21 protein-coding genes are annotated in these 23,810 nt (G+C 68.5%); 17 read left to right on the forward strand and 4 right to left on the reverse strand.

Translation table 11 applies throughout. The features are described from left to right. Positions 1-51 precede the first annotated feature (51 nt). The 8 genes from ACW9TV_RS01815 to ACW9TV_RS01850 are packed head-to-tail and all read left to right on the forward strand — an operon-like array spanning position 52 to position 6,662. Positions 52-828 (forward strand): competence/damage-inducible protein A, encoded by a 777-nt coding sequence (locus ACW9TV_RS01815; protein ID WP_494304162.1) that lies wholly within the window; start codon positions 52-54, stop codon positions 826-828. Further along, positions 825-1,154: a LapA family protein gene (locus ACW9TV_RS01820; RefSeq protein ID WP_494304163.1), complete on the forward strand. Its 330-nt coding sequence runs from the start codon at positions 825-827 to the stop codon at positions 1,152-1,154. The genes ACW9TV_RS01815 and ACW9TV_RS01820 overlap by 4 nt, the downstream gene beginning before the upstream one ends. 1 nt (position 1,155) lies before the next feature. Further along, a complete protein-coding gene (gene pyrF, locus ACW9TV_RS01825; RefSeq protein WP_494304164.1) occupies positions 1,156-1,833 on the forward strand; it encodes an orotidine-5'-phosphate decarboxylase in 678 nt (225 codons plus the stop codon). 1 nt (position 1,834) lies between these two features. Next, the gene (locus ACW9TV_RS01830) at positions 1,835-2,473 is read left to right on the forward strand and encodes a phosphoribosylanthranilate isomerase (RefSeq protein ID WP_494304165.1); all 639 of its coding nucleotides are present in this window, start codon (positions 1,835-1,837) and stop codon (positions 2,471-2,473) included. Positions 2,474-2,483: 10 nt separating this feature from the next. Continuing rightward, positions 2,484-3,692, forward strand: coding sequence for a tryptophan synthase subunit beta (trpB, locus tag ACW9TV_RS01835; protein WP_494305014.1), 1,209 nt, complete (start codon positions 2,484-2,486; stop codon positions 3,690-3,692). 29 nt (positions 3,693-3,721) lie between these two features. Beyond that, entirely contained in the window at positions 3,722-4,498 is a 777-nt protein-coding gene (gene trpA, locus ACW9TV_RS01840; RefSeq protein ID WP_494305015.1) for a tryptophan synthase subunit alpha, read from the forward strand. Further along, positions 4,495-5,337 carry an acetyl-CoA carboxylase, carboxyltransferase subunit beta gene (accD, locus tag ACW9TV_RS01845; RefSeq protein WP_494304166.1) on the forward strand — a complete coding sequence of 281 codons (843 nt, stop codon included), beginning with the start codon at positions 4,495-4,497 and terminating at the stop codon, positions 5,335-5,337. Before trpA ends, accD begins: the two co-directional genes overlap by 4 nt. Next, the gene (locus ACW9TV_RS01850) at positions 5,334-6,662 is read left to right on the forward strand and encodes a bifunctional folylpolyglutamate synthase/dihydrofolate synthase (protein ID WP_494304167.1); all 1,329 of its coding nucleotides are present in this window, start codon (positions 5,334-5,336) and stop codon (positions 6,660-6,662) included. Before accD ends, ACW9TV_RS01850 begins: the two co-directional genes overlap by 4 nt. A gap of 105 nt (positions 6,663-6,767) precedes the next feature. On the opposite strand, the gene ACW9TV_RS01855 is transcribed toward ACW9TV_RS01850, so the two are convergent. Further along, positions 6,768-7,523 (reverse strand): SDR family NAD(P)-dependent oxidoreductase, encoded by a 756-nt coding sequence (locus ACW9TV_RS01855; protein WP_494304168.1) that lies wholly within the window; start codon positions 7,521-7,523, stop codon positions 6,768-6,770. Positions 7,524-7,640: 117 nt separating this feature from the next. Here ACW9TV_RS01855 and ACW9TV_RS01860 point away from each other — a divergent pair, with 117 nt between their 5' ends. The 4 genes from ACW9TV_RS01860 to ACW9TV_RS01875 all read left to right on the forward strand — a co-directional run bounded on the left by ACW9TV_RS01860 (position 7,641) and on the right by ACW9TV_RS01875 (position 11,787). Beyond that, positions 7,641-8,501 (forward strand): enoyl-CoA hydratase-related protein, encoded by an 861-nt coding sequence (locus tag ACW9TV_RS01860; RefSeq protein ID WP_494304169.1) that lies wholly within the window; start codon positions 7,641-7,643, stop codon positions 8,499-8,501. A 42-nt stretch (positions 8,502-8,543) separates the two neighbouring features. After that, positions 8,544-9,812 (forward strand): serine--tRNA ligase, encoded by a 1,269-nt coding sequence (gene serS / locus ACW9TV_RS01865; RefSeq protein WP_494304170.1) that lies wholly within the window; start codon positions 8,544-8,546, stop codon positions 9,810-9,812. A 16-nt stretch (positions 9,813-9,828) separates the two neighbouring features. Then, on the forward strand, positions 9,829-10,587 hold the full coding sequence (surE, locus tag ACW9TV_RS01870) for a 5'/3'-nucleotidase SurE (protein ID WP_494304171.1): 759 nt from the start codon (positions 9,829-9,831) through the stop codon (positions 10,585-10,587). Between the two features lie 336 nt (positions 10,588-10,923). Next, positions 10,924-11,787 carry a peptidoglycan DD-metalloendopeptidase family protein gene (locus ACW9TV_RS01875; protein ID WP_494304172.1) on the forward strand — a complete coding sequence of 288 codons (864 nt, stop codon included), beginning with the start codon at positions 10,924-10,926 and terminating at the stop codon, positions 11,785-11,787. A 34-nt stretch (positions 11,788-11,821) separates the two neighbouring features. On the opposite strand, the gene ACW9TV_RS01880 is transcribed toward ACW9TV_RS01875, so the two are convergent. After that, positions 11,822-12,448 (reverse strand): hypothetical protein, encoded by a 627-nt coding sequence (locus tag ACW9TV_RS01880; RefSeq protein WP_494304173.1) that lies wholly within the window; start codon positions 12,446-12,448, stop codon positions 11,822-11,824. An 89-nt stretch (positions 12,449-12,537) separates the two neighbouring features. On the opposite strand from ACW9TV_RS01880, the gene gyrA reads away from it, so the two are divergent. The 5 genes from gyrA to ACW9TV_RS01905 all read left to right on the forward strand — a co-directional run bounded on the left by gyrA (position 12,538) and on the right by ACW9TV_RS01905 (position 19,379). After that, positions 12,538-15,273, forward strand: a complete 2,736-nt coding sequence (gene gyrA, locus ACW9TV_RS01885) for a DNA gyrase subunit A (RefSeq protein ID WP_494304174.1) — start codon at positions 12,538-12,540, stop codon at positions 15,271-15,273. 13 nt (positions 15,274-15,286) lie between these two features. Further along, entirely contained in the window at positions 15,287-16,321 is a 1,035-nt protein-coding gene (gene tsaD / locus ACW9TV_RS01890) for a tRNA (adenosine(37)-N6)-threonylcarbamoyltransferase complex transferase subunit TsaD (RefSeq protein ID WP_494304175.1), read from the forward strand. Continuing rightward, the gene (locus ACW9TV_RS01895) at positions 16,318-17,298 is read left to right on the forward strand and encodes an NAD(P)H-dependent glycerol-3-phosphate dehydrogenase (protein WP_494304176.1); all 981 of its coding nucleotides are present in this window, start codon (positions 16,318-16,320) and stop codon (positions 17,296-17,298) included. The genes tsaD and ACW9TV_RS01895 overlap by 4 nt, the downstream gene beginning before the upstream one ends. An 87-nt stretch (positions 17,299-17,385) precedes the next feature. Next, positions 17,386-18,303 (forward strand): UDP-2,3-diacylglucosamine diphosphatase, encoded by a 918-nt coding sequence (locus tag ACW9TV_RS01900; protein WP_494304177.1) that lies wholly within the window; start codon positions 17,386-17,388, stop codon positions 18,301-18,303. Continuing rightward, entirely contained in the window at positions 18,300-19,379 is a 1,080-nt protein-coding gene (locus ACW9TV_RS01905) for a glycosyltransferase family 4 protein (protein ID WP_494304178.1), read from the forward strand. The genes ACW9TV_RS01900 and ACW9TV_RS01905 overlap by 4 nt, the downstream gene beginning before the upstream one ends. Positions 19,380-19,454: 75 nt before the next feature. On the opposite strand, the gene ACW9TV_RS01910 is transcribed toward ACW9TV_RS01905, so the two are convergent. Both ACW9TV_RS01910 and ACW9TV_RS01915 read right to left on the reverse strand, forming a co-directional pair. Beyond that, positions 19,455-22,148, reverse strand: coding sequence for a TonB-dependent receptor domain-containing protein (locus ACW9TV_RS01910; protein ID WP_494304179.1), 2,694 nt, complete (start codon positions 22,146-22,148; stop codon positions 19,455-19,457). Positions 22,149-22,213: 65 nt separating this feature from the next. Beyond that, positions 22,214-23,761: a beta-helix domain-containing protein gene (locus ACW9TV_RS01915; RefSeq protein ID WP_494304180.1), complete on the reverse strand. Its 1,548-nt coding sequence runs from the start codon at positions 23,759-23,761 to the stop codon at positions 22,214-22,216. Positions 23,762-23,810 lie beyond the last annotated feature (49 nt).

Below are 23,810 nucleotides of genomic sequence, written 5' to 3' on the forward strand. Positions count from 1 at the left end.
CGCGCTTTCTGGGCCATGGATTTAGGCCGTGGCCTGCGTTAGGGCAATGGCATGGCGGAACTTCAGGCCCCGGGCGGCAGCGAGAACAGGATCTGGACGGCGGCGCTTGTCGTCATCGGGGACGAGATATTGTCCGGGCGGACCCAGGACGCGAATCTGGCCTATCTGGCCCGCTGGCTGAACATCCAGGGCATCCGCCTGAAAGAGGCGCGGGTGGTATCGGATGATGCCGCAGCCATCGGCGCGGCCGTGACGGCCTGCCTGGATGCCCATGATTATGTCTTCACGACGGGCGGCATCGGCCCCACTCACGACGACATCACGGTGGATGCGATTGCGGCGGCGCTGGGCCTGCCGGTGGTGCACCACCCGGAAGCCGTCGCCATCCTGACGCGCTATTATGGCGACCGGATCACCGAGGCCCGGCTGCGCATGGCGCGTGTGCCGGAAGGGGCGGACCTGATCCCGAACCCGGAAACAGGCGCGCCCGGCATCCGGCTGGGGCGGCTGTTCATCCTGGCCGGCGTGCCCAAGATCACCCAGGGCATGCTGCGCGGGCTGGACGGCAAGCTGGCCGGCGGGCGGCCGGTGATTTCCCGCGCGATCGGGGCCTGGGCGCAGGAAAGCGCCGTCGCAGACCTGCTGGCGCAGGTTCAGACCGATCATGAAGGCGTGCAGGTGGGATCCTATCCCTTCTGGCGCGAGGGCAAGGGCGGGGCCAATTTCGTGCTTCGATCCGTGGATGACGTACAGCTGGGCAAGGCCATCGATGCGCTGAAACTGGCGCTGACGGCCCAGGGGATAGACGCGCAGGAGGGCGAGATATGAGCCATATCCGGACCGCGCTGGTGGTGTTGCTGCTGGTTGGGCTGGTGCTGTTTTCGGTTGCGAACAACAATTTCGTACCCGTGGATCTGGGGTTCCAGCAATTCGATGTGTGGCTGCCGCTGCTGGTGATGGGCAGTTTCGCGCTGGGCTTCATCCCGGTATGGGCGCGGCTGGCGACGGACAGGATGCTGCTGAAGCGCAAGGTTGCAAAGCTGGAGGCGAGCCTGGGCCAGACCGAAAGCGAACTGGCGCAGGCCAAGGTGGAACTGCTGCGCCCGCCGGCCGCCCAGGCCGTGCCGACGCCCGCGCCGCCGCCGGGCACCTGACATGCGCGAAAACCCGATCTACGTGGGGCTGGACACGCCCGACATCGACCGCGCCGAATCGCTGGGACGGGCGGTTGCCCCGCATGTGGGCGGGCTGAAGCTGGGGCTGGAATTCTTCATGGCGAACGGGCCGGACGGCATCCGGCGCATGGGGAAGCTGGGCCTGCCGCTGTTCCTGGACGTGAAGCTGCACGACATTCCGAACACCGTGGCCGGGGCGCTGAAATCCCTTGCGGTGCTGGATGTGGCCATCGTGAACGTGCATGCGGGTGGCGGGCTGGCGATGATGCGGGCCGCGCGCGAAGCCTGCCGGCCGGGCACAAAGCTGATCGCGGTGACGGTGCTGACCAGCCTGGACGAAGCAGACCTGAGCGCGATGGGCGTGTTCGGCGACCCGGGCGCGCAGGTGCGCCGGCTGGCGGCGCTGACGCGCGAGGCAGGGCTGGACGGTGTCGTCTGTTCCGCGCACGAGGTGGTGCAGCTGAAGGCGGACTGGCCGCATGGCCTGTTCGTGGTGCCGGGCATCCGCCCGGCGGGCGCCGACGTCGGGGACCAGAAACGGGTTATGACCCCAAGCGCGGCGCTGGACGCAGGCGCGGGCGTGCTGGTGATCGGGCGGCCGATCACCGGCGCTGCGGATCCGGCGGCGGCGGCCGAGGCCATCGCCGCCAGCCTGTAAGGTGCGCACGCGGATCAAGATCTGCGGGATCACGGATCCCGATGCGCTTGTCGCCACCCTGTCGGCCGGAGCGGACGCCTGCGGCTTCGTCTTTTTCCCGCCGAGCCCCCGGGCGCTGACGCCGGAGGGGGCGCGCCCCCTGGCGGCGCGCGCACCGCACCTGCTGAAGGTGGGCCTGTTCGTGGATGCGGATGATGCGCTGATCGGAGCGGCCGTGGCGGCGGGCGCACTTGGGGCCTTGCAGTTGCAGGGAAACGAAACACCCGAACGAGTTGCCGCGCTGCGGTCGCGCTTTGGCCTGCCGGTGTGGAAGGCTGTGGGCGTGAAAACCGCCGCCGACGTTGCGGCCGCCGCGCGGAAATTCGCGGGTGCGGACCTGCTGCTGCTGGATGCGAAGCCGCCAGAGGGCGCGCCGCTGCCGGGCGGCAACGGCTTGCGCTTCGACTGGCGCATCCTGGAGGGCGGGCGACCAGCGGGCGACTGGGGGCTGGCCGGCGGTCTGACGGCAGGGACGGTGGCGGAGGCGATTCGCCGCACCGGCGCGCCGCTGGTGGATGTCTCTTCAGGCGTGGAACGGGCGGCGGGCGTGAAGGATGTTGCAAAGATCGCCGCTTTCGTGGAAGCGGCGCGCCGTGCCTGACAATCTGACAATCGAGCAGCCGGCGAGCCTGAGGGCGGGGCCGGATTCGCGCGGCCACTTCGGCCAGTTCGGCGGCCGCTATGTCGCCGAGACGCTGATGCCGCTGATCCTGGAGCTGGAAAAGGCGTATCGCGCCGCCCAGGCGGACCCGACCTTCCGTGCCGAGCTGGACTGGTTGCTGAAGCATTATGTCGGCCGGCCAAGCCCGATGTATTTCGCGGAAAAGCTGACGGCGAAGCTGGGCGGCGCGAAGATCTATCTTAAGCGGGACGAACTGAACCACACGGGCGCGCACAAGATCAACAACTGCATCGGCCAGATCCTGCTGGCAAAGCGGATGGGCAAGACCCGGATCATCGCGGAAACGGGCGCCGGCCAGCATGGCGTGGCGACCGCGACGGTGGCCGCCCGCTTCGGCCTGCCCTGCACCATCTTCATGGGCGCGCGCGATGTGGAACGGCAATCGCCCAACGTGTTCCGGATGAAGCTGCTGGGGGCCGAGATCGTGCCCGTGAAATCGGGCAGCCAGACGCTGAAGGACGCGATGAACGAGGCCCTGCGCGACTGGGTGACGAACGTGCACGACACCTTCTACATCATCGGCACGGCGGCCGGGCCGCACCCCTACCCCGAGCTGGTGCGCGACTTCCAGAGCGTTATCGGAACCGAGGCGAAGGCACAGCTGCACGAAGCCGAAGGCCGGCTGCCCGACGTGGCGGTGGCCGCTGTAGGCGGTGGTTCCAACGCCATCGGGCTGTTCCACCCCTTCCTGGACGATCCGGTTGAACTGGTGGGAATCGAGGCCGCCGGCCATGGGCTGGACAGCGGCGAACATGCCGCCAGCCTGAGCGGTGGGCGGCCGGGCGTGCTGCACGGCAACAAGACCTATCTTCTGCAGAACGCGGACGGGCAGATCGTCGACGCCCATTCGATTTCCGCCGGACTGGATTATCCGGGCATCGGCCCGGAACATGCCTGGCTGCATTCGATCGGGCGCGTCCGCTACGAGAGCGTCACCGACAGCGAGGCACTGGATGCGTTCCAGCTGCTGTGCCGCGAGGAAGGCATCATCCCCGCGCTGGAGCCGGCCCATGCGCTGGCCTATGTGGCCAGGCGTGCGCCGCAGATGGCGAAAGACCAGATCCTGCTGATGAATCTGTGCGGGCGCGGCGACAAGGACATCTTCACCGTGGCCGAAGCCCTGGGAGTGGCGCTGTGAGCGACCGGATCGCAGACCGCTTCGCGGAGATGGACGGCCGGTCCGCGCTGGTGACGTTCGTGTGCGGGGGCGACCCGGCACCTGAACTGACGGCGGCCATTCTGCACGCGCTGGTGCGCGGCGGCGCCGACATCATCGAGATCGGCATGCCGTTCACGGACCCGATGGCGGATGGCCCCGCCATCCAGGCCGGCAACATCCGGGCGCTGGGGGCGGGCATCACGCTGAGGAAGCTGCTGGCGATCGTGGCCGATTTCCGCAGGACCGACCCGACAACGCCGCTGGTGCTGATGGGCTATGTGAACCCCGTTCTGGCCTATGGCCCGGATTTTGCCCGCGATGCGGCCGCCGCCGGGCTGGACGGCGTGATCCTGGTGGATCTGCCGCCCGAGGAGGCGGGCGAACTGGATCTTACCGGCCTGCACCGGATCCGGCTGGCGACGCCGACGACGGACGACGTGCGGCTGCCGGCCGTGCTGAACGGCGCTTCCGGCTTCCTCTACTATGTCGCGGTGGCGGGTGTGACCGGGCAGAACAGCGCCGACGCTGGCGACATCGCGGCCGCCGTCAGCCGGCTGAAGGCCGCCACTGAACTTCCCGTCGCCGTCGGCTTCGGGGTGAAGACGCCGCAGCAGGCGGCGGACATCGCGCGGCATGCAGACGCGGTGGTGGTGGGCTCTGCCATCGTGGATCTTGTGGGCGCTGCAAGCGCAAGGCAATCCAACGACATTCCGGGCGAGGTGGAACGCTTCGTTTCCACGCTGGCAACTGCCGTGCGTTCGGCCCGGCTGGAGAGTGCGGCATGAGCTGGCTGACCCGTTCCCGGCAGCGCCTGACAAGTTTCATCGCGCGGCGCGAAACCCCGGACAACCTGTGGACGAAGTGCAAATCCTGCGGCGCAATGCTGTACACGCGGGAGTTCGAGGCGAACCTGAGCGTGTGTCCCGAATGCGGCCATCACGAACGCATCCGCGCCGACCAGCGCTTCGCCATGCTGTTCGATGCGGGCTGGGAAAAGATCGCGCTGACGAGCCCGCCCGACGATCCGCTGCACTTCAGGGACCAGAAACGCTATCCCGACCGCCTGAAGGCCGCCCGCAACGCCACCGGCGAGCAGGACGCGCTGCAGCTGGCGAAGGGCTGCATCCGGGGACAGCAGGCCGTGGTGGGCGTGCAGGATTTCGCCTTCATGGGCGGATCGATGGGCATTGCCGTGGGCAATGCCTTCGTGACCGCCGCGCGAACCGCCATCGCGGCGAGATGCCCCTTCGTGCTGTTCACGGCAGCCGGCGGCGCGCGGATGCAGGAAGGCATCCTGTCGCTGATGCAGATGCCGGCCACCACGGTCGCCATCCAGGAACTGAAGGACGCGAAGCTGCCCTATATCGTGGTGCTGACCGACCCGACGACCGGCGGGGTGACGGCGAGCTACGCGATGCTGGGCGATGTGCAGCTTTCGGAACCGAAGGCGCTGATCGGCTTTGCCGGCGCGCGAGTGATCGAATCGACGATCCGGCAGAAGCTGCCCGAAGGCTTCCAGCGGGCCGAGTTCCTGATGGAACATGGCATGGTGGACATGGTGGTGAAGCGCCATGACCTGGCCGAGACGCTGGGCCGTCTGATCGGCCTGCTGATGCGCGCATGAGCCTGCAGCCGGCGGATTTCGCCCGCTCTGACCACGCCGTGCTGGATCGGCTGCTGAAGGCGGCCGGACAGCAGCGAATCAAGGGTGTGGACCTGTCGCTGGAGCGCATCGAGCGGCTGCTGAAGCGCATGGCGAGCCCGCATCTGAAGCTGCCGCCGGTGTTCCATGTGGGCGGCACCAACGGCAAGGGTTCGACCACGGCCTTCCTGCGCGCCGCGCTGGAAGCGTCTGGCCAGCGGGTGCATGTGTTCACGTCGCCCCACCTTGTCCGCGTGAACGAACGCATCCGGGTGGCGGGCACGCTGGTTTCCGACGACGACTTCGCCGAGGCGCTGGCCGAGGTGCTGAAATTCAACGCCAGCCAGCCGCTGAGTTTCTTCGAGGCGATCACGGCTGCGGCCTTCCTGTTGTTCGCAGCGACGCCCGCGGACGCCACCATCCTGGAAGTGGGCCTTGGCGGGCGGCTGGATTCGACGAACGTGGTGCCGAACCCGCTGGTGACGGGGATCGCAAGCCTGAGCCTGGACCATGTGGCGATCCTGGGGCCGACGCTGCGCCACATCGCGGCCGAAAAGGCCGGAATCGCCAAGCGCGGCGTGCCGCTGGTGACGCAGAAATATCCCGCGCAGATCGCCGGCGCCGTTGCCGAGACGGCCATCCCGAAGGGGGCGAAGCTGATGATGCGGGGCGAAGCCTGGGATGCCGCCCCCTATGAAGGCGCGCTCGCCTTCCGGATGCTGGCCGAAGCGGAGGCGGAGCCGCTGAAACTGCCACTGCCCAAGCTGCCGGGATCGCATCAGCTGGACAATGCCGCGCTGGCGGTTGCGATGATCCGGGCCCAATCGGATCTGTCCGTGCCGGACAGCGCGCTGCGCAGCGCGATGGGCTGGGCGCAATGGCCCGCGCGGCTGCAGAGACTGTCCACCGGGCCGCTGGCGGCCGTGCTGACGCCCGGATGCGAACTGTGGCTGGACGGCGGCCACAATCCGGCAGCCGGCAAGGTGCTGGCGGCGCATCTGACCGGCGCGGCCCCGCCGCTTCCGGCGCATCTGATCCTGGGAATGCTGCCATCCAAGGATCATTCCGGTTTCATCCGCAGCTTCCCGCGCGGGACCCGGATGACGATGGTGCCCATTCCCGGACACACCCATGTGCCGCCCGAGGAACTGGCCGCCTTCGCGACGACGCACGGCATGAAGGCCGATGCGGCAGCAGATGTGCCGGCCGCGCTGGCGCTGGTTGAGGGCCCAGCCCGCGTGCTGATCTGCGGATCGCTTCACCTGGCGGGCGAAGTGCTGCGGGTGAACGGACCGCTGCCGGCCTGAAGATCCTGGCGGGCGGAGGCCCGCTGAATGGTACTCCGGGCGGAGCCCGCTGAATGGAGCCTCAGGCGGAGGCCCGCTTCAACGGATAATGGGTGCGCCGTGCCGTCAGGCGTTGCGCGCCATCAGCCCGCCATCCACCGGAATGGTCGCGCCCGTGATGTAGCTGGCGCCCGGCGTGCAGAGGCTGACGGAGATATGGGCGACTTCCTCTGGCCGGCCATAGCGGCGCATGGCGGTGCGGCGCTTCGCGTAGATCTGCTTGTCCTCCTCGGGGACGTTCGCCGTCATGCCGGTGTCGATCGGGCCGGGGCAGACGCAGTTCACGGTGATGCCTTCCTTGCCCAGTTCCACCGCGAGCGCGCGGGTGAGGCCGGTGACGGCGGCCTTGGCGGCGCAATAGGCGCTGTCCATCGCGGTGGCGCCCAGCGCCTCGGTGCTGGCGATGTTCACGATGCGGGGGTGGGCGGAGCGGCGCAGCAGCGGCAGGGCGGCGCGGATCACGCGCATTTCGCCCGTTGCGTTCACGCGGACGATGCGTTCCCAAAGGACCTCGTAATCCGGGTGGTCGATCGGGGCGAAGCCGGCGATGCCGGCGTTGTTCACCACCGCGTCCAGCCGGCCGGCCCAGGCTTCGATTTCGGCCATAACGCCTGCCACGCTGGCGGGATCGCCCACATCCAGCGCCCAGGCGCGGGCGGTCGCGCCGCAATCGCGGGCGACGGCTTCGGCGCCGGCGAGGTTCACATCGGTTACGGCGACACGCGCGCCCATCGCGGCGAACTGGCGGGCGGTCGCTGCCCCCATACCGCTGCCCGCCCCCGTGACGAGCGCGATGGCGCCTTCCAGTGAAAATCCGGTCATCTCTGTCTCCCTCTCCGCGCTTGTCTGGCACAGGGGTGCCGGGGCGCAACCCGCTATGAAAAGAGGCCGTGGAGCCGGGCGGGCCGCTTCCCCACAGTGCGCAGGGGAGAGAGACGCATGGAACCGACTACGCTGGAGCTTCGGCAGGACGGGCCGATCCTGTGGGTGGTGCTGCACCGGCCCGAGGCGATGAACGCCTATACCGCGACAATGGGGACGGAGATCGCCGCCGCCTTCCACCGGGCCGACAAGGATGATTCGGTGCGGGTGGTCGTGCTGACGGCAAAGGGACGGGTGTTCTGCGCAGGCGCGGACGTATCGGCGGGGGCAGGCGCCTTCGATACCGAAAGCGGGGCGGGCGCGGGGAATTTCGGTGGCGGCCGCCATGGCGAGGACGGCGATTTCGTCGCGGCGATGATGGACTGCCGCAAGCCCTCCATCGTGGCCTTCAATGGCGCGGCGGCCGGCGTGGGGCTGACCCTGACGTTGCCGTGCGACATCCGGATCGCAGTGGATACGGCGAAGTTCGGCTGTGTGTTCACGCGGCGCGGGCTGGTGCCGGAGGCGGGCTCTGCCTGGTTCCTGCCGCGGATCGTGGGGCTGCCGACGGCCCTGCGCTGGTGCCTGACGGGCGCGATGGTGCCCGCCGCCGAGGCGCTGGCGGCCGGGCTGGTGAGCGAGCTGTGCCCGGCGGACGCGCTGGAGGCGCGCGCGCGCGCGCTGGCGATGGAGATTGCAGAGAATACCGCGCCGGTGGCGGTGGCGCTGACGCGACGTCTGCTGTGGCGGCATTCGGCCGAGGACAGCCCGAAAGGAGCGCTGGCGGTGGATGCGCGGCTGAACATCGCGCTGGGAAAGGGCGCGGACGTGCACGAAGGGGTTTCGGCCTTTCTTGAGAAGCGGCCGCCGGTGTTTCCGGGAAAGGTATCGACCGACATGCCCCAGCCCGACCTGTGGGCCGAGCGGCTGCTGCGTTGACGGCTTGCCCGCTGAAAGCCGGGCGGCCATAGGCTTCGCCCCATGCATGACCTGAAGGCCCTTCGCGCGGATCCTGCCGCATTCGATGCCGCCCTTGCCCGGCGGGGTGTTTCCGGGGCGTCTGCCCCGATCCTGGCGGCGGATGCCGCACTGCGCGCCGTGCAGACCGCGCTGCAGACCGCGCTTGCCCGGCGCAACGAGGCATCGAAGGCGATCGGGGCCGCAAAGGCACAGAAGGACGAGGACCGGGCCGCAACTCTGATGGCCGAAGTCGCGTTGCTGAAGGCGGAGATCGCCGGGAGCGAGGCGGAGGAGCGGGAGCGGGCGGCCGCCCTGGAAGCGCTGCTGGCCGCCATCCCGAACGTGCCCGCCGATGATGTGCCCGACGGGGTGGACGAGCATGGCAATGTAGCGGTGAAACGCTGGGGCGCCCCGCAAAGCGGCGGCGCGGAGCATGACGCACTGGCCGAGAAGCTGGGGTGGCGGCCGGAGGCCTCTGCCCGGCTAGCTGGCGCGCGCTTCATGGTGCTGGAAGGGCAGCTGGCGCGGCTGCACCGGGCGCTGGGCCAGTTCATGCTGGACCGGCAGATCGCGGCCGGCTGGCGCGAGACGGTGGTTCCGCTGCTGGTGCGCGACGAGGCCGCCTTCGGCACCGGGCAGCTACCCAAGTTCCGCGAGGATCTGTTCCAGACGACCGACGGACGCTGGCTGATCCCGACGGCCGAAGTGTCGCTGACCAACCTGGTGCGCGAGCAGATCCTGGATGCGGAGACCCTGCCGCTGCGGCTGACGGCGCTGACGCCCTGCTTCCGCAGCGAGGCGGGCGCGGCCGGCAAGGATACGCGCGGGCTGATCCGGCAGCACCAGTTCGAGAAGGTGGAGCTGGTGACGATCTGCCTGCCGGAGCAGTCCGATGCGGAGCATGAACGGATGACGCTGGCGGCCGAGGCCATCCTGGAGGCGCTGGAGCTGCCCTATCGGCGGATGCTGCTGTGCGCGGGCGACATGGGCTTTTCCGCCCGCAAGACCTACGACCTTGAGGTGTGGCTGCCGGGCGCGGGCGCCTGGCGCGAGATCAGCTCGGTTTCGAACTGCGGGGATTTCCAGGCCCGGCGGATGGACGCGCGCTGGAAGTTCCGCGGCGACAAGGGCACCAGCTTTGTCCACACGCTGAACGGCTCTGGCCTGGCCGTGGGCCGGACGCTGGTTGCGGTTCTGGAAAACCACCAGAATGCCGACGGCAGCGTCACCGTCCCGACATTGTTGCGGCCCTACATGGGCGGCCTTGAAACACTTACCCCACAGAACTGACCCCGGAGGGCTGACCTTGCGCATCCTGCTGACCAATGACGATGGCATCAACGCGCCCGGCTTCGCGGCGCTGGAACGGATCGCGCGGCAGATTTCCGACGACCTGTGGTTCGTGGCGCCGGCCGAGGAGCAATCCGGCGCGGGCCATTCCCTGACCCTGACGCGGCCGATCCGGGTGCGACAGCTGGGCGATCGCCGCTTCGCCGTCGCGGGCACCCCCACTGACAGCGTGATGATGGCGCTGGGCCATCTGATGGACGGGCACAAGCCCGACCTCATTCTTTCCGGCGTGAACCGGGGACCGAACCTGGCGGAGGATCTGACCTATTCCGGCACCGTATCCGCCGCGATGGAAGGCACGCTGGCGGGCATCCGTTCGATCGCGCTGTCGCAGGCTATGGCGGACTACAGCTTCGGCAAGGAAAGCTTTTCCGCTGCCGAGGCGAGCGCGCCGGACATCATCCGCAAGGTGGCGGAGGCCGACTGGGGCGACGGCGTGCTGGTGAACATCAATTTCCCGCCGATGCCGATGCCGCGCGGCGTGCGGGTGACGGAACAGGGCTTCCGGGATTACGGCCATATCCGCATCGACGCCCGCATCGATCCGCGCGGCTTCCCCTATTACTGGTTCGGCTATGGCCGGGAGGTGGAAACGCCCGCCCACCGCAGCGACCTGGAAGCGATCCGCGACGGCTATGTTTCGGTGACGCCGCTGCACCTGGATCTGACGCACCGGCAGACGATGGCGGCGCTTCAGGCGAAGCTGGAAGGCTGAGCCGGGGCGGACCGGCCGGAACCGGAAAGCAACCGGAATTGAGAAGGGGCGGCGACGCCCCCGCGCCGCCGCCCCTTTCGTGACGATCCCGATCATCAACCCCTGTTCGGTGACGAACCTGTCTCGTGCCGGCTGCTTGCCCCCACCGGCCCCGCAAACCATGCACGATGCATGCCAAGTTTGGAATATTTTGAAAGTCGTTTTGATTCAATTGATTGAAACATGCGTTTCGCGCAGGCGCGGGGCCAGGCTGTAAAATCCTCCGACTCTTTTGCCGCAAAGCAGCATGAAACGGACGGGATTCCCCCCTGCGCCGCGATCCTCTAAGGCGGGGGCGTGCGCCGCTTTCCGATCCTTCTTCCCGCCCTGCTGTTTTCGGCCTGCACCACGCCGCAACCACCGAAGCCGGCCACCGGGGCCACCCGCATCACCGTTCAGAAGCCCGCCGGTCAGCCTGCACAGGCACCGCGCTGGCAGGCGGTGCAGGCCAGGGCTGACGGCGCTGTCGTGCCGGGCGGGCGCCGACACATCGTGAAGAAGGGGGAAACCGGCCTGTCCATCGCGCGCGCCTATGGCGTGCCGTGGAGCCGTATCACAGCCGCCAACGGCCTGAGCCGCGATTCCGTGCTGCAGGTGGGCCAGCCGCTGTTCATCCCGACGGCGCAGCAGCAGGCCGGCCGGCCAGCGCCGCGCCCCGGCCAGTCCGCGCAGGGCGGCTTCGCGATAGACGTGGACGACGCCATCACGGGATCCACCCCGGCCGGAGATGCCCCGCCCCCCGCCCGCCCGACAGTGCCGCCCACGCAGGCCGCCGCGACCGTGCCGCCGCTGGCATGGCCCGTGGACGGCCGGGTGATCCTGTCCCGCTACGGACCGAAGGCCGGCGGACGCTACAATGACGGGCTGAACATCAAGACGACGCGCGGCGCCACCGTTCGCGCCGCCGCCGACGGCGAGGTGCTGTATGTGGGAGACGCCATCGCCGGATTCGGCCTGATGATCCTGATCCGCCATCCGGGCGGAACCGTGACCGCCTATGGCCATCTGGAAGATGCGCTCGTCGATCGTGGCCAGAAGGTTCAGCGCGGCCAGCCCATCGCAAGGGCCGGCAGCAGCGGCGCGGCGACCGAGCCGCAACTGCACTTCCAGATCCGCCAGGGCCGCCGCACCCTGGATCCGGCGCTGCACCTGCCGCGCTGAACGCAGGGGCGTTGCCCCTGCGTTCAGCGCCGCCTCAGCGGCCGGGGCAGCTGGCTTCGGTGTTGACGGTGAAGCTGCTGGTCGATGCGTTGTTCGGGGTCGCCAATGTCAGGTCGATACGGGCCGGCGTGCCGGCGCGGGTGGTCAGGCGGATCAGGCGGCAGTTGTGCGGGAAGCAATCCTGCGTGTTGGGGTTCTGCGCGGCCGGAACATTCGCGGCGGTGGACCGGAGCTGGGTGATGGTGACGGCGGCCGAAGATGGCGCGGTCAGGGTGATATCCTGCCAGCCGACATTGGCGCCGCGCACGGCGATCACATTGTCGATCGAGGGGTTGGAGGGGCACTGCATGGTGGGCCGCTGCTGGCCACTGATGGCGCGCACGGGCCCCAGCGGCAGGCTGGCATAGCAGTCGCGCCTCGGCTCGCGGTCTTCCACGCGGGCCGGGCCGGGCTGGCGGCAGCGGGTGACGGGGCCGACGGTTTCGGTGGTGAAGCCGCGCGGGCAGGTGAAGCCGCGCGGGGTCAGCTGGGCGGGGATCACATTGTCGGGCCCGCGCACTTCCACCCGGGCCGTTGCCGGCAGGGACGCGCAATGGCTGTTCTGGGCCGCAAGGGGCGCCGCAAGAGTGGCGAGAAGGGCGGCGAGGATGGCGTTGCGCATGGCTTGATTCTCCCGGTGCTCGTTCGTCCGATCCATGGCCTTTCAGCGGGCGCTTTCCAAGTGCGGGCTGGCGCTGTAGGCGTTTTCGCATGTCCGAAACGATTGAACCGACAGCGCCCCGGCCCGGGGACGATATCGCCCCCGTGAATCTGGTGGAGGAGATGCGTTCCTCCTACCTTGACTATGCGATGTCGGTGATCGTGTCGCGGGCCTTGCCCGACGTGCGCGACGGGCTGAAGCCGGTGCACCGGCGGATCCTGTTCGGCAGCCACGAGAACGGGTTCACATCCGGCAAGCCGTTCCGCAAGTCCGCACGGATCGTCGGTGACGTGATGGGTAAATATCACCCGCACGGCGACAGCGCGATCTATGATGCGCTGGCCCGCATGGCGCAGGACTGGTCGATGCGGCTGACGCTGATCGACGGCCAGGGCAATTTCGGATCGATGGATCCCGATCCGCCGGCCGCGATGCGCTACACCGAGGCGCGGCTGAGCAAGGCGGCGGAAACGCTGCTGGACGATCTGGACAAGGACACCGTCGACTTCGTCCCCAACTATGACGGACAGGAAAGGGAGCCGAGCGTGCTGCCGGCGCGCTTCCCCAACCTGTTGGTGAACGGCGCGGGCGGGATCGCGGTGGGCATGGCCACCAACATCGCGCCCCACAATCTGGGCGAAGTGGTGAACGGCTGCCTGGCCTATCTGGACGACCGGGCCATCACCGTCGAGGCACTGATGGAGCATGTGCCCGCCCCCGATTTCCCCACCGGCGCGCTGATCCTGCGCACCAGCGGGATCGCATCCGCGATGACGACAGGCCGCGGATCGATCCTGATGCGCAGCCGCCATGTGATCGAGGACCGGCGCGGAACCGGCCAGCAGATCGTGCTGACGGAAATCCCCTATCAGGTGGGGAAGGCAGGCCTTGTCGAGAAGATCGCGGAAGCGGTGAAGGACAAGCGCATCGAGGGCGTTTCCGACCTGCGCGACGAGAGCAACCGCGAGGGCGTGCGCATCGTTCTGGAACTGAAGCGCGATGCCGTTGCCGAGGTGGTTCTGAACCAGCTGTGGCGCTACACACCCGCCCAATCCAGCTTCCCGGCGAACATGCTGGCCCTGCGCGGCGGCCGGCCCGAGCAGCTGAACCTGCGCGACGTGATCGAGGCGTTCATCGCCTTCCGGGAAGAGGTGATCGGCCGCCGGTCGCGCTTCCTGCTGCAGAAGGCGCGGGACCGGGCCCATCTGTTGCTGGGGCTGGTGATCGCGGTTTCCAACCTGGACGAGGTTGTGGCCATCATCCGCGGCAGCGCCAGCCCGGCCGAAGCCCGCGAGGCGCTGATGGCGCGCGACTGGCCGGTTTCCGAAATCGCGCCCTATCTGAAGCTGGTGGACGACGCCGAGCTGGAGATGGACGGCGAGGATCTGACGGCTGCGACCTACCGCCTTTCCGATGCGCAGGTGCGCGCCATTCTGGATCTGCGCCTGCACCGGCTGACGGCGCTGGGCCGCGACGAGATCGGCGATGAACTGAAGGAACTGGCGGCAACGATCGCCGACCTGCTGGACATCCTGTCCAGCCGCGCACGGCTGGAGCAGGTGATGCGCGACGAACTGATCGCCGTGCGCGACCAGTTCGCCACGCCGCGCCGGTCCGAGGTGGTGCAGGCCGACGATGTCGATGACGAGGATCTGATCGCCCGCGAGGACATGGTCGTCACCGTCACCCACTCCGGCTGGATCAAGCGTGTTTCGCTGGACAGCTATCGCGCCCAGAAGCGCGGCGGCAAGGGCCGGCAGGGGATGGCGACCAAGGAAGAGGATGTCATCACCGAGCTGTTCGTCGCCATGACGCATGCCCCGGTGCTGTTCTTCTCGAGCCTGGGCAAGGTTTACCGCATGAAGGTGTGGAAGCTGCCGGAAGGCACGCCGCAATCCAAGGGCCGGGCGATGGCGAACCTGCTGCCGCTGGAACCGGGCGAGACCATCCGCACCGTGCTGCCGCTGCCCGAGGACGAGGCGGAATGGAGCCAGCTGCATGTGATGTTCGCAACCGCCAAGGGGCTGGTGCGGCGGAACAGCATGGATGCGTTCGCCAATGTGCCTTCGAACGGCAAGATCGCCATGCGCTTCGACGAGGGATCGGACGACCGGCTGATCGGCGTGACGCTGTGCCACGAAAGCGAGGACATCCTGCTGGCTGCGCGCAGCGGCAAGGCGGTGCGCTTCGAGGTGACCGCCGTGCGCGAGTTCCAGAGCCGGACCGCGACAGGCGTGCGCGGCATGGACCTGGAGCCGGGCGACGAGGTCATCTCCTTGTCTGTGCTGCGCAGGGGCGGCAACAGCACCGAGGCGCGGGAGCAGTATCTGCGCTCTGCCGCGTGGAAGTCCGATCCGGCGCCGCTGGAGGGTCTGTCCCCCGAACAGTTCGAACAGATGGCGGCGAACGAGCAGTTCATCCTGACCATCACCGCCAACGGCTATGGCAAGCGCAGCTCTGCCTATGAATATCGGCGCACCAACCGGGGCGGCAAGGGCATCGTGAACATCGACACCTCGGAACGCAATGGCGAGGTCGTGGCCAGCTTCCCGGTGGAGCCCGCCGAGCAGTTGATGCTGGTGACGGACCAGGGCAAGCTGATCCGCATGCCGGTGAAGGACATCCGCATCGCGGGCCGCGCCACCCAGGGCGTCACCCTGTTCAAGGTGGCGGAGGCCGAGCAAGTGGTTTCCGCCGCGCGCATTCGCGAAAGCGACGACGAGGGCGACGACAGCGGCGAAGCGGCCGTCGAAGGCGTGACAGAGGGCGAGACCGCCCCCGAATGACGGCCAACCTGCCATGACGCTGGTGCTGGGCATCGAATCCAGTTGCGACGAGACCGCCGTGGCACTGGTGACGGCTGACCGGCGGGTGCTGGCCGAGCGCATCGCCAGCCAGGAGGCCGAGCATCGTCCCTGGGGCGGCGTGGTGCCCGAACTCGCAGCCCGCGCCCATGCCGAGCGTCTTGCGCCCATGGTGGAGGCTGTTCTGAAGGAGGCCGGCGTGACCCTGGGCGATGTCGACGCCGTTGCCGCCACGTCCGGCCCGGGCCTGATCGGCGGTGTGATGGTGGGGCTGGTGACGGCCAAGGCGCTGGCCTTCGCCGCCGGCAAGCCGCTGTGGGGCGTGAACCATCTGGAGGGCCACGCCCTGTCGCCGCGCCTTGTCGAACCGGATCTCCGCTTTCCCTATCTGCTCCTCCTCGTCTCGGGCGGGCATTGCCAGTTGATCGCGGTGGAGGGCGTGGGCCGATACCGCCGGCTTGCCACCACCATCGACGATGCGGCGGGTGAAGCGTTCGACAAGGTGGCGAAGATGCTGGGGCTGGGCTTTCCCGGCGGCCCGGCCGTGGAACGCGCCGCGCGCGAGGGCGATCCGAAGGCGGTGCCGCTGCCGCGGCCGCTGGTCGGCTCGGGCGAACCGCATTTCAGCTTCGCGGGCCTGAAAACCGCCGTTCTGCGCGCCGTCCAGTCCGGCCGATATTCGGCCCCCGATCTTGCCGCCAGCTTCCAGGCCGCCGTGACGGATTGTCTGGCCGACCGCACACGGCTCGCGCTGCGCGCCATGCCCGAGGCGACCGCGCTGGTCGTGGCCGGCGGGGTCGCCGCGAACACTGCTGTCCGCGCGGCGCTGGAAGCGCAGGCCGCTGCCCATGGCCTTCCCTTCATCGCCCCGCCGCAGCGCCTGTGCACCGACAACGCCGCGATGATCGGCTGGGCCGCGCAGGAGCGTATCGCGGCCGGTTTCACCCCCGAGCCCGATCCGCAGGCGCGTCCCCGCTGGCCGCTGGACCCGTCGGCAGAACCGGTGCGCGGGGCGGGAGTGAAGGCATGACCATCGCCGTCGTCGGGGCAGGCGCCTGGGGCACCGCGCTCGCCAACATCATGGCGCAGGCCGAGGACGTGCTGCTGTGGGCGCGCGAGGCCGAGGTGGTGGACGCGGTGAACAGCGGCCATCGGAATCCGCTGTTCCTGCCCGGAATCGATCTGAGCCCGCGTGTCCGCGCAACCGGAACCATCGCGGATCTGGCCGGCATCGACCTGTGGCTGGTCGTGCCGCCCGCCCAGTTCCTGGGCCGTGTGCTGCAATCCGCGCCATTGGCGCAGCGCCCCACCCTGATCCTGTGCGCCAAGGGGATCGAGGCTGGAACCCACCGGCTGATGGCCGAGGTGTCCGCCGCAGCTGCGGCAGACGCGCCGCTGGCCGTTCTTTCGGGCCCCAGCTTCGCCGCCGAAGCCGCGCGGGGCTTGCCGACGGCCGTGACTCTGGCCGCCGCGACCGAGGCGCAGGCCGCCGCGCTGGCCGAACGGATCGCGCGTCCGACCTTCCGGCCCTATGCCTCTGACGACATTGTCGGCGCCGAAATCGGCGGCGCGGTGAAGAATGTGCTGGCGATCGCCTGCGGCGTGGTGATCGGCGCCGGGCTTGGCGAAAATGCCCGCGCCGCAATCATCGCGCGCGGCTTTGCCGAAATGACCCGCTTCGGCGTCGCCCGTGGGGGCCGGGCGGAGACGCTGGCGGGCCTTTCCGGGCTTGGCGATCTGGTGCTCACCTGCGGCTCCACCCAATCCCGCAACATGTCGCTTGGCATGGCGCTGGGGCAGGGGCAGACGGCGGAACAGGCGCTGTCTGGCAAGCTGAGCGTGGCAGAGGGCGCGGCGACCGCTCCGGTGCTGGTGGAGGCCGCCCGCGCCGCCGGCGTGGACATGCCCATTTCCACTGCGGTGGCGGATCTGCTGGCCGGGCGCGCCAGCGTGCCGGAGGTCGTGCAGCGTCTCTTGAGCCGGCCGCTGAAGACTGAAGGGCTGTAACAGCCCCGCCACAAGGGTGTCACCGGCTGGTCACAACCCCCGGATATAGCGCTCAGGCAATCGCTTACCCACTAGAAGGGGGATTGCATGGCGGCTGTTGCGCGAAGCGAACAAGGGGGCGGGCAATTCCCGCGGCTGGCCCACCCGCTGCCCACGCCCCCCTGGCTGGATGAGCCGGACGAGGAGGCGCCCCGGCGCAAGCTCCGGTTCCGCACGGTGTTCATTTCCGACACGCATCTGGGCACCCCCGGCTGCAACGCCGAGCTTCTGTTCGATTTCCTGCGGTCGATCGAATGCGAGACGCTGTATCTGGTGGGCGACATCATCGACGGCTGGCGGCTGAAGCGCGGCTGGTTCTGGCCGACGCGGCACAATGATGTGGTGCGCCGCGTGCTGAAGATGGCGAAGAAGGGCACGCGCGTGATCTATGTGCCCGGCAACCATGACGAGGTGCTGCGCGACTTCATCGGGCTGGGCTTCGGCGACATCGAGATCCGGCCCGAGGCCGTGCATGTGACGGCGGATGGCCGCAAGCTGCTGGTGCTGCACGGCGACGAGTTCGACGGCGTGGTGCTGTATCACCGCTGGCTGGCCTTCGCGGGGGACAGCGCCTATGTCGCGCTCCTGAAGCTGAACATCGGCTTCAACTGGTGCCGGCGGCAGTTCGGCCTGCCCTACTGGTCGCTTTCGGCGCACCTGAAGAAGAAGGTGAAGAATGCGGTGGAGTTCATCTGCCGCTACGAGGAAGCCGTCGCCCATGCCGCGCGGGAACGTGGGGCCAATGGCGTGGTCTGCGGGCATATCCATTCGGCGGAGATCCGGCAGTTCGGCGACATCACCTACTATAATGACGGCGACTGGGTGGAGAGCTGCACAGCGCTGGTGGAGCATGCCGACGGCCATATGGAGATCCTGGACTGGGCCGAGCGTGTGCGCAGCGAGGCGAATGCCGGGCAGCCGCTGAAGCTGCGCCGATCGAAGGGCGCGCTGGTGCCGGCGGAATGACCCATCTGGCGCTGGTGTCCGATGCCTGGGCGCCGCAGGTGAACGGCGTGGTCCGAACGTTGCAGACCACCGCGCGCATGCTGGAGGAGCGGGGCTGGCAGGTTAGCCCCATCACGCCGGATCTTTTCCCTTCCCTGCCCTGCCCCACCTATCCGGAGATCCGGCTGGCCCTGACCGGGCCCGGAAGCGTCGGCCGGATGATCGAGGCAAGCGGCGCGGGCGCTGTGCATATCGCGACGGAGGGGCCCCTGGGCCTTGCGGCGCGGCGGCACTGCCTGGCGCGCGGGCGGCCCTTCACGACAAGCTTTCACACCCGCTTCCCGGATTATCTGCACGCCCGCTTCGGCCTGCCGGTCGCACCAAGCTGGCGCTATCTGCGCTGGTTCCACGGGCCTGCACGCGCCGTGCTGGTGGCGACGCCCCGGCTGGCGGCGGAACTGGGCGAACAGGGGATTCCGCAGACGCGCCTGTGGTCGCGTGGGGTGGATCTGTCACGGTTCCGGCCGGGCCTGCCCGCGCCGGATGCCTATCATGGCCTGCCCCGCCCGATCCTGCTGAACGTTGGGCGAGTGGCTGTCGAAAAGAATGTGGAGGCGTTCCTGGCCGCCCCGGCGCCGGGCACGAAGGTGGTGGTGGGCGACGGCCCGGCGCTGACGGAGATGAAGGCACGCTTCCCGGACGCGCTGTTCCTGGGCGCGCTTTCGGGCGAGGCGCTGGCCCGGGCCTATGCGGGGGCCGACCTGTTCGTCTTCCCAAGCCGAACCGACACGTTTGGGCTGGTGCTGGTGGAGGCGATGGCGGCCGGGCTTCCGGTTGCCGCCTATCCCGTGCCCGGCCCGCTGGACGTGGTGGGCGACAGCGGCGCCGGCGCGCTGGATCCGGATCTTTCCACCGCGATCCGGCGGGCGCTGCGGGTGCCCCGCGCGGCGGCCATCGCACAGGCGCAGGGCTTCAGCTGGGCGGCCGCCGTCAGCCAGTTCGAATCGGCGGTTTCGGATTGCCTGGAAGCGACACAGGCGCCCAGGCGGAGACTGCAGCGGCCGGATCCCGGAAAAATGGGGCCGGCCACGCGCTAGGCACGTGGCCGGCCAGGGTCCAGGAAGGAACTTGGAAGGGAACGCGGCAGCAGGCCGGCACCGCCGCTGTGCGGCCTAGAATTTCGCCGTCAGCCCGAACGAGAAGCTGGTGCCGACATCATAGCGGTTGTTGTACACCACGCTATCGCCCAGCGACTGGCTTTCGCGATATTCGGTGCCCAGGATATTGCGCACCTCGAACTTCAGTTCCATCGGCAGCGAGCCCATCGCCACTTCCTGCCGCATCACGAAATCCAGCCGCACACCGGGCCGTTCGACGAGATCGGGCGTGCCGTTCGGGCCGCGCTGGGTGACGCGGTCGGAGGCATAGGTGAGCAGCAGCGTCTGTTCGGACAGCTTCTCGTCCTGTTGAAGGCCCAGTTGCAGGTTGACGATATGGTCCGACTGGCCGGTCAGCGGCGCGCCGTTCACGAACAGGTCGGTCGCCGGGGCTTCCGCGCCGCCGCCCTGCACCGGGCGGGTTGTGTCGCCGGCGCGCACCTTCAGCTTCGAATCGGTGAAGGTGTAGTTGGCGCTGACGAACAGCTGGCGATCGGCGAAGAAGCCCGACGTGCCCAGCCCGAACAGCTTCTGCACCTCGGCCTCGAGCCCGTAGAGTTCCGCCTTCGGCGCGTTGGCGAAGGTGGTGAACAGCGTGCCGCCCTGCTGGAACGAGACGGTCTCGATCGGCTTGTCGATCTGCTTGTAGAAGCCGCCGAGGATCAGCCGCTGATCCCGGCCGAGATACCATTCCCAACGGCCTTCGAAGTTCAGCAGTTCGGAATCCACCAGATAGGGGTTGCCGAAGCTGGACCGGTCCGTGTCGGTATCCAGATAGGTCTGCGGGGCGAGTTCGCGGAACTGCGGCCGGGCGATCGTCTTGGAAGCCGCCAGACGCGCCTGCATGTCCTCGGCGAAGTTCCAGGTGAGGGTGGCCGCCGGCAGCCAGTAGCTGTTGCTGAGCCTGGTTGCGAACAGCGTGTCCCCGCCGGTGCCGAAGAGATCGACCGGGGTGACGGACTGGTCAGCCGTTTCGTAGCGGACGCCCGCCGTCAGCCGGAAGCCGTCGAACAGTTCCGCTTCCACCTGACCATAGGCGGCATGAACCGTCAGCGCCGCTTCATAGGCCGCGACACCGGCGGCGGCGCCCACTTCTTCCAAGTAGATGTCATAGGCCTGGATGTTGAAGGGCGACAGCAGATAATCCGGCCGCTGCTGGCTGACGCCGTCTGGCAGGGCGTCCGGCGAGTTGTAGCGGAAGTCGCGGCGGGTCGAGTTGCGGCTGTTGTCGGTATAGGCGTAGCCGGCCGAAAGGGTGACGGGTCGTTCGGTCGGAAGGGCATAGGCGACGTCCGCGGCGCCTGCCCACACCGTGTCCGACAGGTCCGAGAAGGAGACACGCGACGAGGTCTGGGTGCGCAGCGTGTTGACATAGTCGTTGACCGTCGGGTCGAAGAGATAGCTGTTCACCCGCTCGTAGGGGGATTCCCGCTGCGACTTCGCATAGGTGCCGCGCAGGTTCAGGCTGAGCTCGTCGAACTTGAATTCGCCGACGAGCGAGCTGGAGAAGAGCTGCCGCTCGAACCAGCTGGTGTAGCCCCGGTTGACGGGCTGATCCTGGTTGACGTTGACGAGGTCGTAGCCGGCCTGGATGCGGGCTTCCTTCAACACGTCGCGGATGTAGAGGTTGGTGAAGCGGAGCTTATGCTCGCCGAACTCGTAGCCGACGCCGAGCATGCCGTTCAGCTGCAGCCTGTTTTCGGTGGAAAGGAAGCGATAATCTTCCTGCGGATCCAGGAATTCGTTGCCGCTGGCGTCGATCGAGATGCCGAGCGTCGTCTGCTGCATGCCGCCCTTCGTCTGCCAGTTGTTGGACCAGTTGATCGAGCCAATCACGCCCAGCCGGTTTTCACCGATGTCCCAGGCGGTACCGCCGGTGAAGCCCAGCGACATGTTGACCGGGATGGTGTCGTTCGACTGGATCAGGTTCGTCTGGGCGTTGTTCAGGCTGGCGGTGATCGTCTTCAGCTCGTCGAGCGTGAAGTTGGCGAGGCTGAGCGGACGGCCGGAATTGAGCGCGGCGTTGAGCTCGACCGGGATCGAGCGGGTGCCGCCGTCGAAGCTCGTCCAGTCCGAGCGGGAGCCGCGATAGGTGTAGCCCAGCTGACCCGTCGTGACGGTGTCGCCCGAGATCGAGCCCGAGACGTTGAAGAAAGGTTCGTCCGGCACGGCGCGGGTGGTGAGATTGATGACGCCGCCGCCGAATTCGCCGGGATAGTTGGCCGAATAGCTCTTCTGGACCAGCGTGGAGGCGAGCAGGTCCGTCGGGAAGATGTCCAGCGGGACGACGCGCTTCAGCGGTTCGGGCGAGGGGATGGGCAGCCCGTTCAGCAGCGCCAGCGAATAGCGTTCGCCAAGACCGCGCACATAGACATATTTGCCACCGACAACCGAAAGGCCGGTCACGCGCTTCAGCGCGCCGGCGATGTCGCCTTCGCCGGTGCGGGCGAGATCAGCAGCCGACAGCACCGACACGACCGACGGAGTCGCGCGGATGGTGTTGGGAATGTAGCGGCCGATGACGACGATATCCTCGCCCTGAAGGCCGCCGGCGCCGGGCGCGGACACGTCCACATCCTCTTCGGCCTGAGCCGGAACCGGGGGTTCAGCCGGCACGGGCTGGGCCTGGGCGAGGAGCGGTGCGGACGCGATGGCGGAACCGATCGCCGTGGTGGCAAGAAGAAGCCGAGCCAGGTGGGACATGGTCATCAGATACTTTCCCGATTGGGTCCGGGCCGGGGCGGCCCATGCCGCCCCGGCCCGGCAGTGCGTGCTTACTGGATCGGCAGCGGCGCGACGGTGCAGGCGGCGGTGCTGCCGCCCAGGCCGCAGGCCCAGCCGTTGAACCAGGTGTCGGTCGCGCTGCTGAAGCCGCCGATATAGCTGGTGTTGGCAAAGAAGCTGTTCAGGCCGGATGCCGCGAAGGGCGTGACCGCCAGCTCGTTTGCGCCGGGGAAGAAGGTGCCCGTCAGCGTGGACGTGCCGTTGAGCACATTGCCGCGGCCGGTTTCGTTCAGGATGTCCGTCACCTGCTGTGTGGTGATGCCGCCCGAGCCGTTGGCGGGGCCGCCGGCGCAGGACAGGAACACCGAGCGGAAGTTCGGCGGACCGGCCTTCTTCGCGGTGGGGTCCGTCGGCGCGGTGTCGGTGCTGATGGTGAAGGCGTCGGCGAACTGCACGCAGGCGCCGGCGTCCTTCTGGACGATCGAGTTCACCACGTCGAAGTCGGTGCCGCCGCGGAACAGCAGGCCGTTCGGAGCGCGCCGGCCGATGAAGGTGAAGTTCGACAGCATCGGGCGCGACCGCGGGGTGCGGGTGTCGTTGCCGGAAGTTTCCGCCTCGATCATGCGGTCGCCGCCGGTCGAGCGCTGAAGCACCAGGCCGAACTGCGAGGCCCCGCGATAGCCGAGATCGGTATCGAGGCTGTCGTCGTCGGCGCCGGTGATCACCAGATAGCGGTGGTTCACCCGGCCGCCGAACCATTCGATGCCGTCGTCCGAGCTGTTGTGGACCTGGATGTTCTCCGCGAAGGTGCCCGAGCCGACGCCGGCGAAGGTGATGCCGTTCAGCTCGTTGCCGGCCGAGACTTCGAAGCCGGGGAAGCGGACCTGCACATAGCGCAGGCGGCCCGAGCTGTCAGTGGGGGTCGCGCCGCCATAGAGGCCATCGGCGCCTTCGACCCGGCTTTCGCAGTTCACCGCGCCGCCGGTGATGCCCGAACCGATGCAGGTGTGGATCGGCGCGCGGCCGAGGATGACGAGGCCGCCCCACTGGCTGATCGTGTTGTCGCCGGCCGTGCCTTCCATGTTGGTGCGGCTGGTGAAAATGATCGGGCGGGTTGCGGTGCCTTCGGCGAAGATCTGCGAACCGCGCTCGATCAGCAGGAAGTCGGCGCCGGAGGCCCCGAAGATGACCACGCCCGGCTCGATGGTGAGGATGCCCTGGGCACCGCCGGCCTTGTTTCCGTCGCCGCCGACGTCGCGGCCGATCCGCACGCCGCCCGACAGCGAGTAGACGAGGTTCGGCGTGTTGCGCAGCAGCAGGTTGCCGGTGATCACGCCCGACAGCTGGCAGACCCGCACGGACTGGCCGCCGAAGGTGGCGGTGCCGACATTGGCGGTGCCGGTGGGGCAATCGGCCGGAGTCGGGGTGGGCGTCGGCGTCGGAGTCGGCGTCGGCGTGGGCGTCGGCGTGGGAGTCGGGGTCGGCGCCGGCGGGAACACGATCACGCCGTCACCGGGGGACGCCACATCCGTGGCACCAGAGCAGGCGGCGAGCGCCACGGCCGACCCGAGCAGAAGCAGGGCGCGAAGTTGTGACATGAAAATCCCCTTTGCGGATTGCAAATTCCGACTGCGGCGCCGCCCGGCT

The sequence above is a fragment of the Sandaracinobacter sp. T42 genome (assembly GCF_059115405.1).

Excerpts from the sequence above, each read along its gene's own strand:
- ACW9TV_RS01815 (WP_494304162.1), top strand. The coding sequence starts at position 52 with ATGGCGGAACTTCAGGCCCCGGGCGGCAGCGAGAACAGGATCTGGACG.
- ACW9TV_RS01820 (WP_494304163.1), top strand. The coding sequence starts at position 825 with ATGAGCCATATCCGGACCGCGCTGGTGGTGTTGCTGCTGGTTGGGCTG.
- pyrF (WP_494304164.1), top strand. The coding sequence starts at position 1,156 with ATGCGCGAAAACCCGATCTACGTGGGGCTGGACACGCCCGACATCGAC.
- trpA (WP_494305015.1), top strand. The coding sequence starts at position 3,722 with ATGGACGGCCGGTCCGCGCTGGTGACGTTCGTGTGCGGGGGCGACCCG.
- accD (WP_494304166.1), top strand. The coding sequence starts at position 4,495 with ATGAGCTGGCTGACCCGTTCCCGGCAGCGCCTGACAAGTTTCATCGCG.
- ACW9TV_RS01850 (WP_494304167.1), top strand. The coding sequence starts at position 5,334 with ATGAGCCTGCAGCCGGCGGATTTCGCCCGCTCTGACCACGCCGTGCTG.
- ACW9TV_RS01855 (WP_494304168.1), bottom strand. The coding sequence starts at position 7,523 with ATGACCGGATTTTCACTGGAAGGCGCCATCGCGCTCGTCACGGGGGCG.
- ACW9TV_RS01860 (WP_494304169.1), top strand. The coding sequence starts at position 7,641 with ATGGAACCGACTACGCTGGAGCTTCGGCAGGACGGGCCGATCCTGTGG.
- serS (WP_494304170.1), top strand. The coding sequence starts at position 8,544 with ATGCATGACCTGAAGGCCCTTCGCGCGGATCCTGCCGCATTCGATGCC.
- ACW9TV_RS01880 (WP_494304173.1), bottom strand. The coding sequence starts at position 12,448 with ATGCGCAACGCCATCCTCGCCGCCCTTCTCGCCACTCTTGCGGCGCCC.
- gyrA (WP_494304174.1), top strand. The coding sequence starts at position 12,538 with ATGTCCGAAACGATTGAACCGACAGCGCCCCGGCCCGGGGACGATATC.
- tsaD (WP_494304175.1), top strand. The coding sequence starts at position 15,287 with ATGACGCTGGTGCTGGGCATCGAATCCAGTTGCGACGAGACCGCCGTG.
- ACW9TV_RS01895 (WP_494304176.1), top strand. The coding sequence starts at position 16,318 with ATGACCATCGCCGTCGTCGGGGCAGGCGCCTGGGGCACCGCGCTCGCC.
- ACW9TV_RS01900 (WP_494304177.1), top strand. The coding sequence starts at position 17,386 with ATGGCGGCTGTTGCGCGAAGCGAACAAGGGGGCGGGCAATTCCCGCGG.
- ACW9TV_RS01905 (WP_494304178.1), top strand. The coding sequence starts at position 18,300 with ATGACCCATCTGGCGCTGGTGTCCGATGCCTGGGCGCCGCAGGTGAAC.
- ACW9TV_RS01910 (WP_494304179.1), bottom strand. The coding sequence starts at position 22,148 with ATGACCATGTCCCACCTGGCTCGGCTTCTTCTTGCCACCACGGCGATC.
- ACW9TV_RS01915 (WP_494304180.1), bottom strand. The coding sequence starts at position 23,761 with ATGTCACAACTTCGCGCCCTGCTTCTGCTCGGGTCGGCCGTGGCGCTC.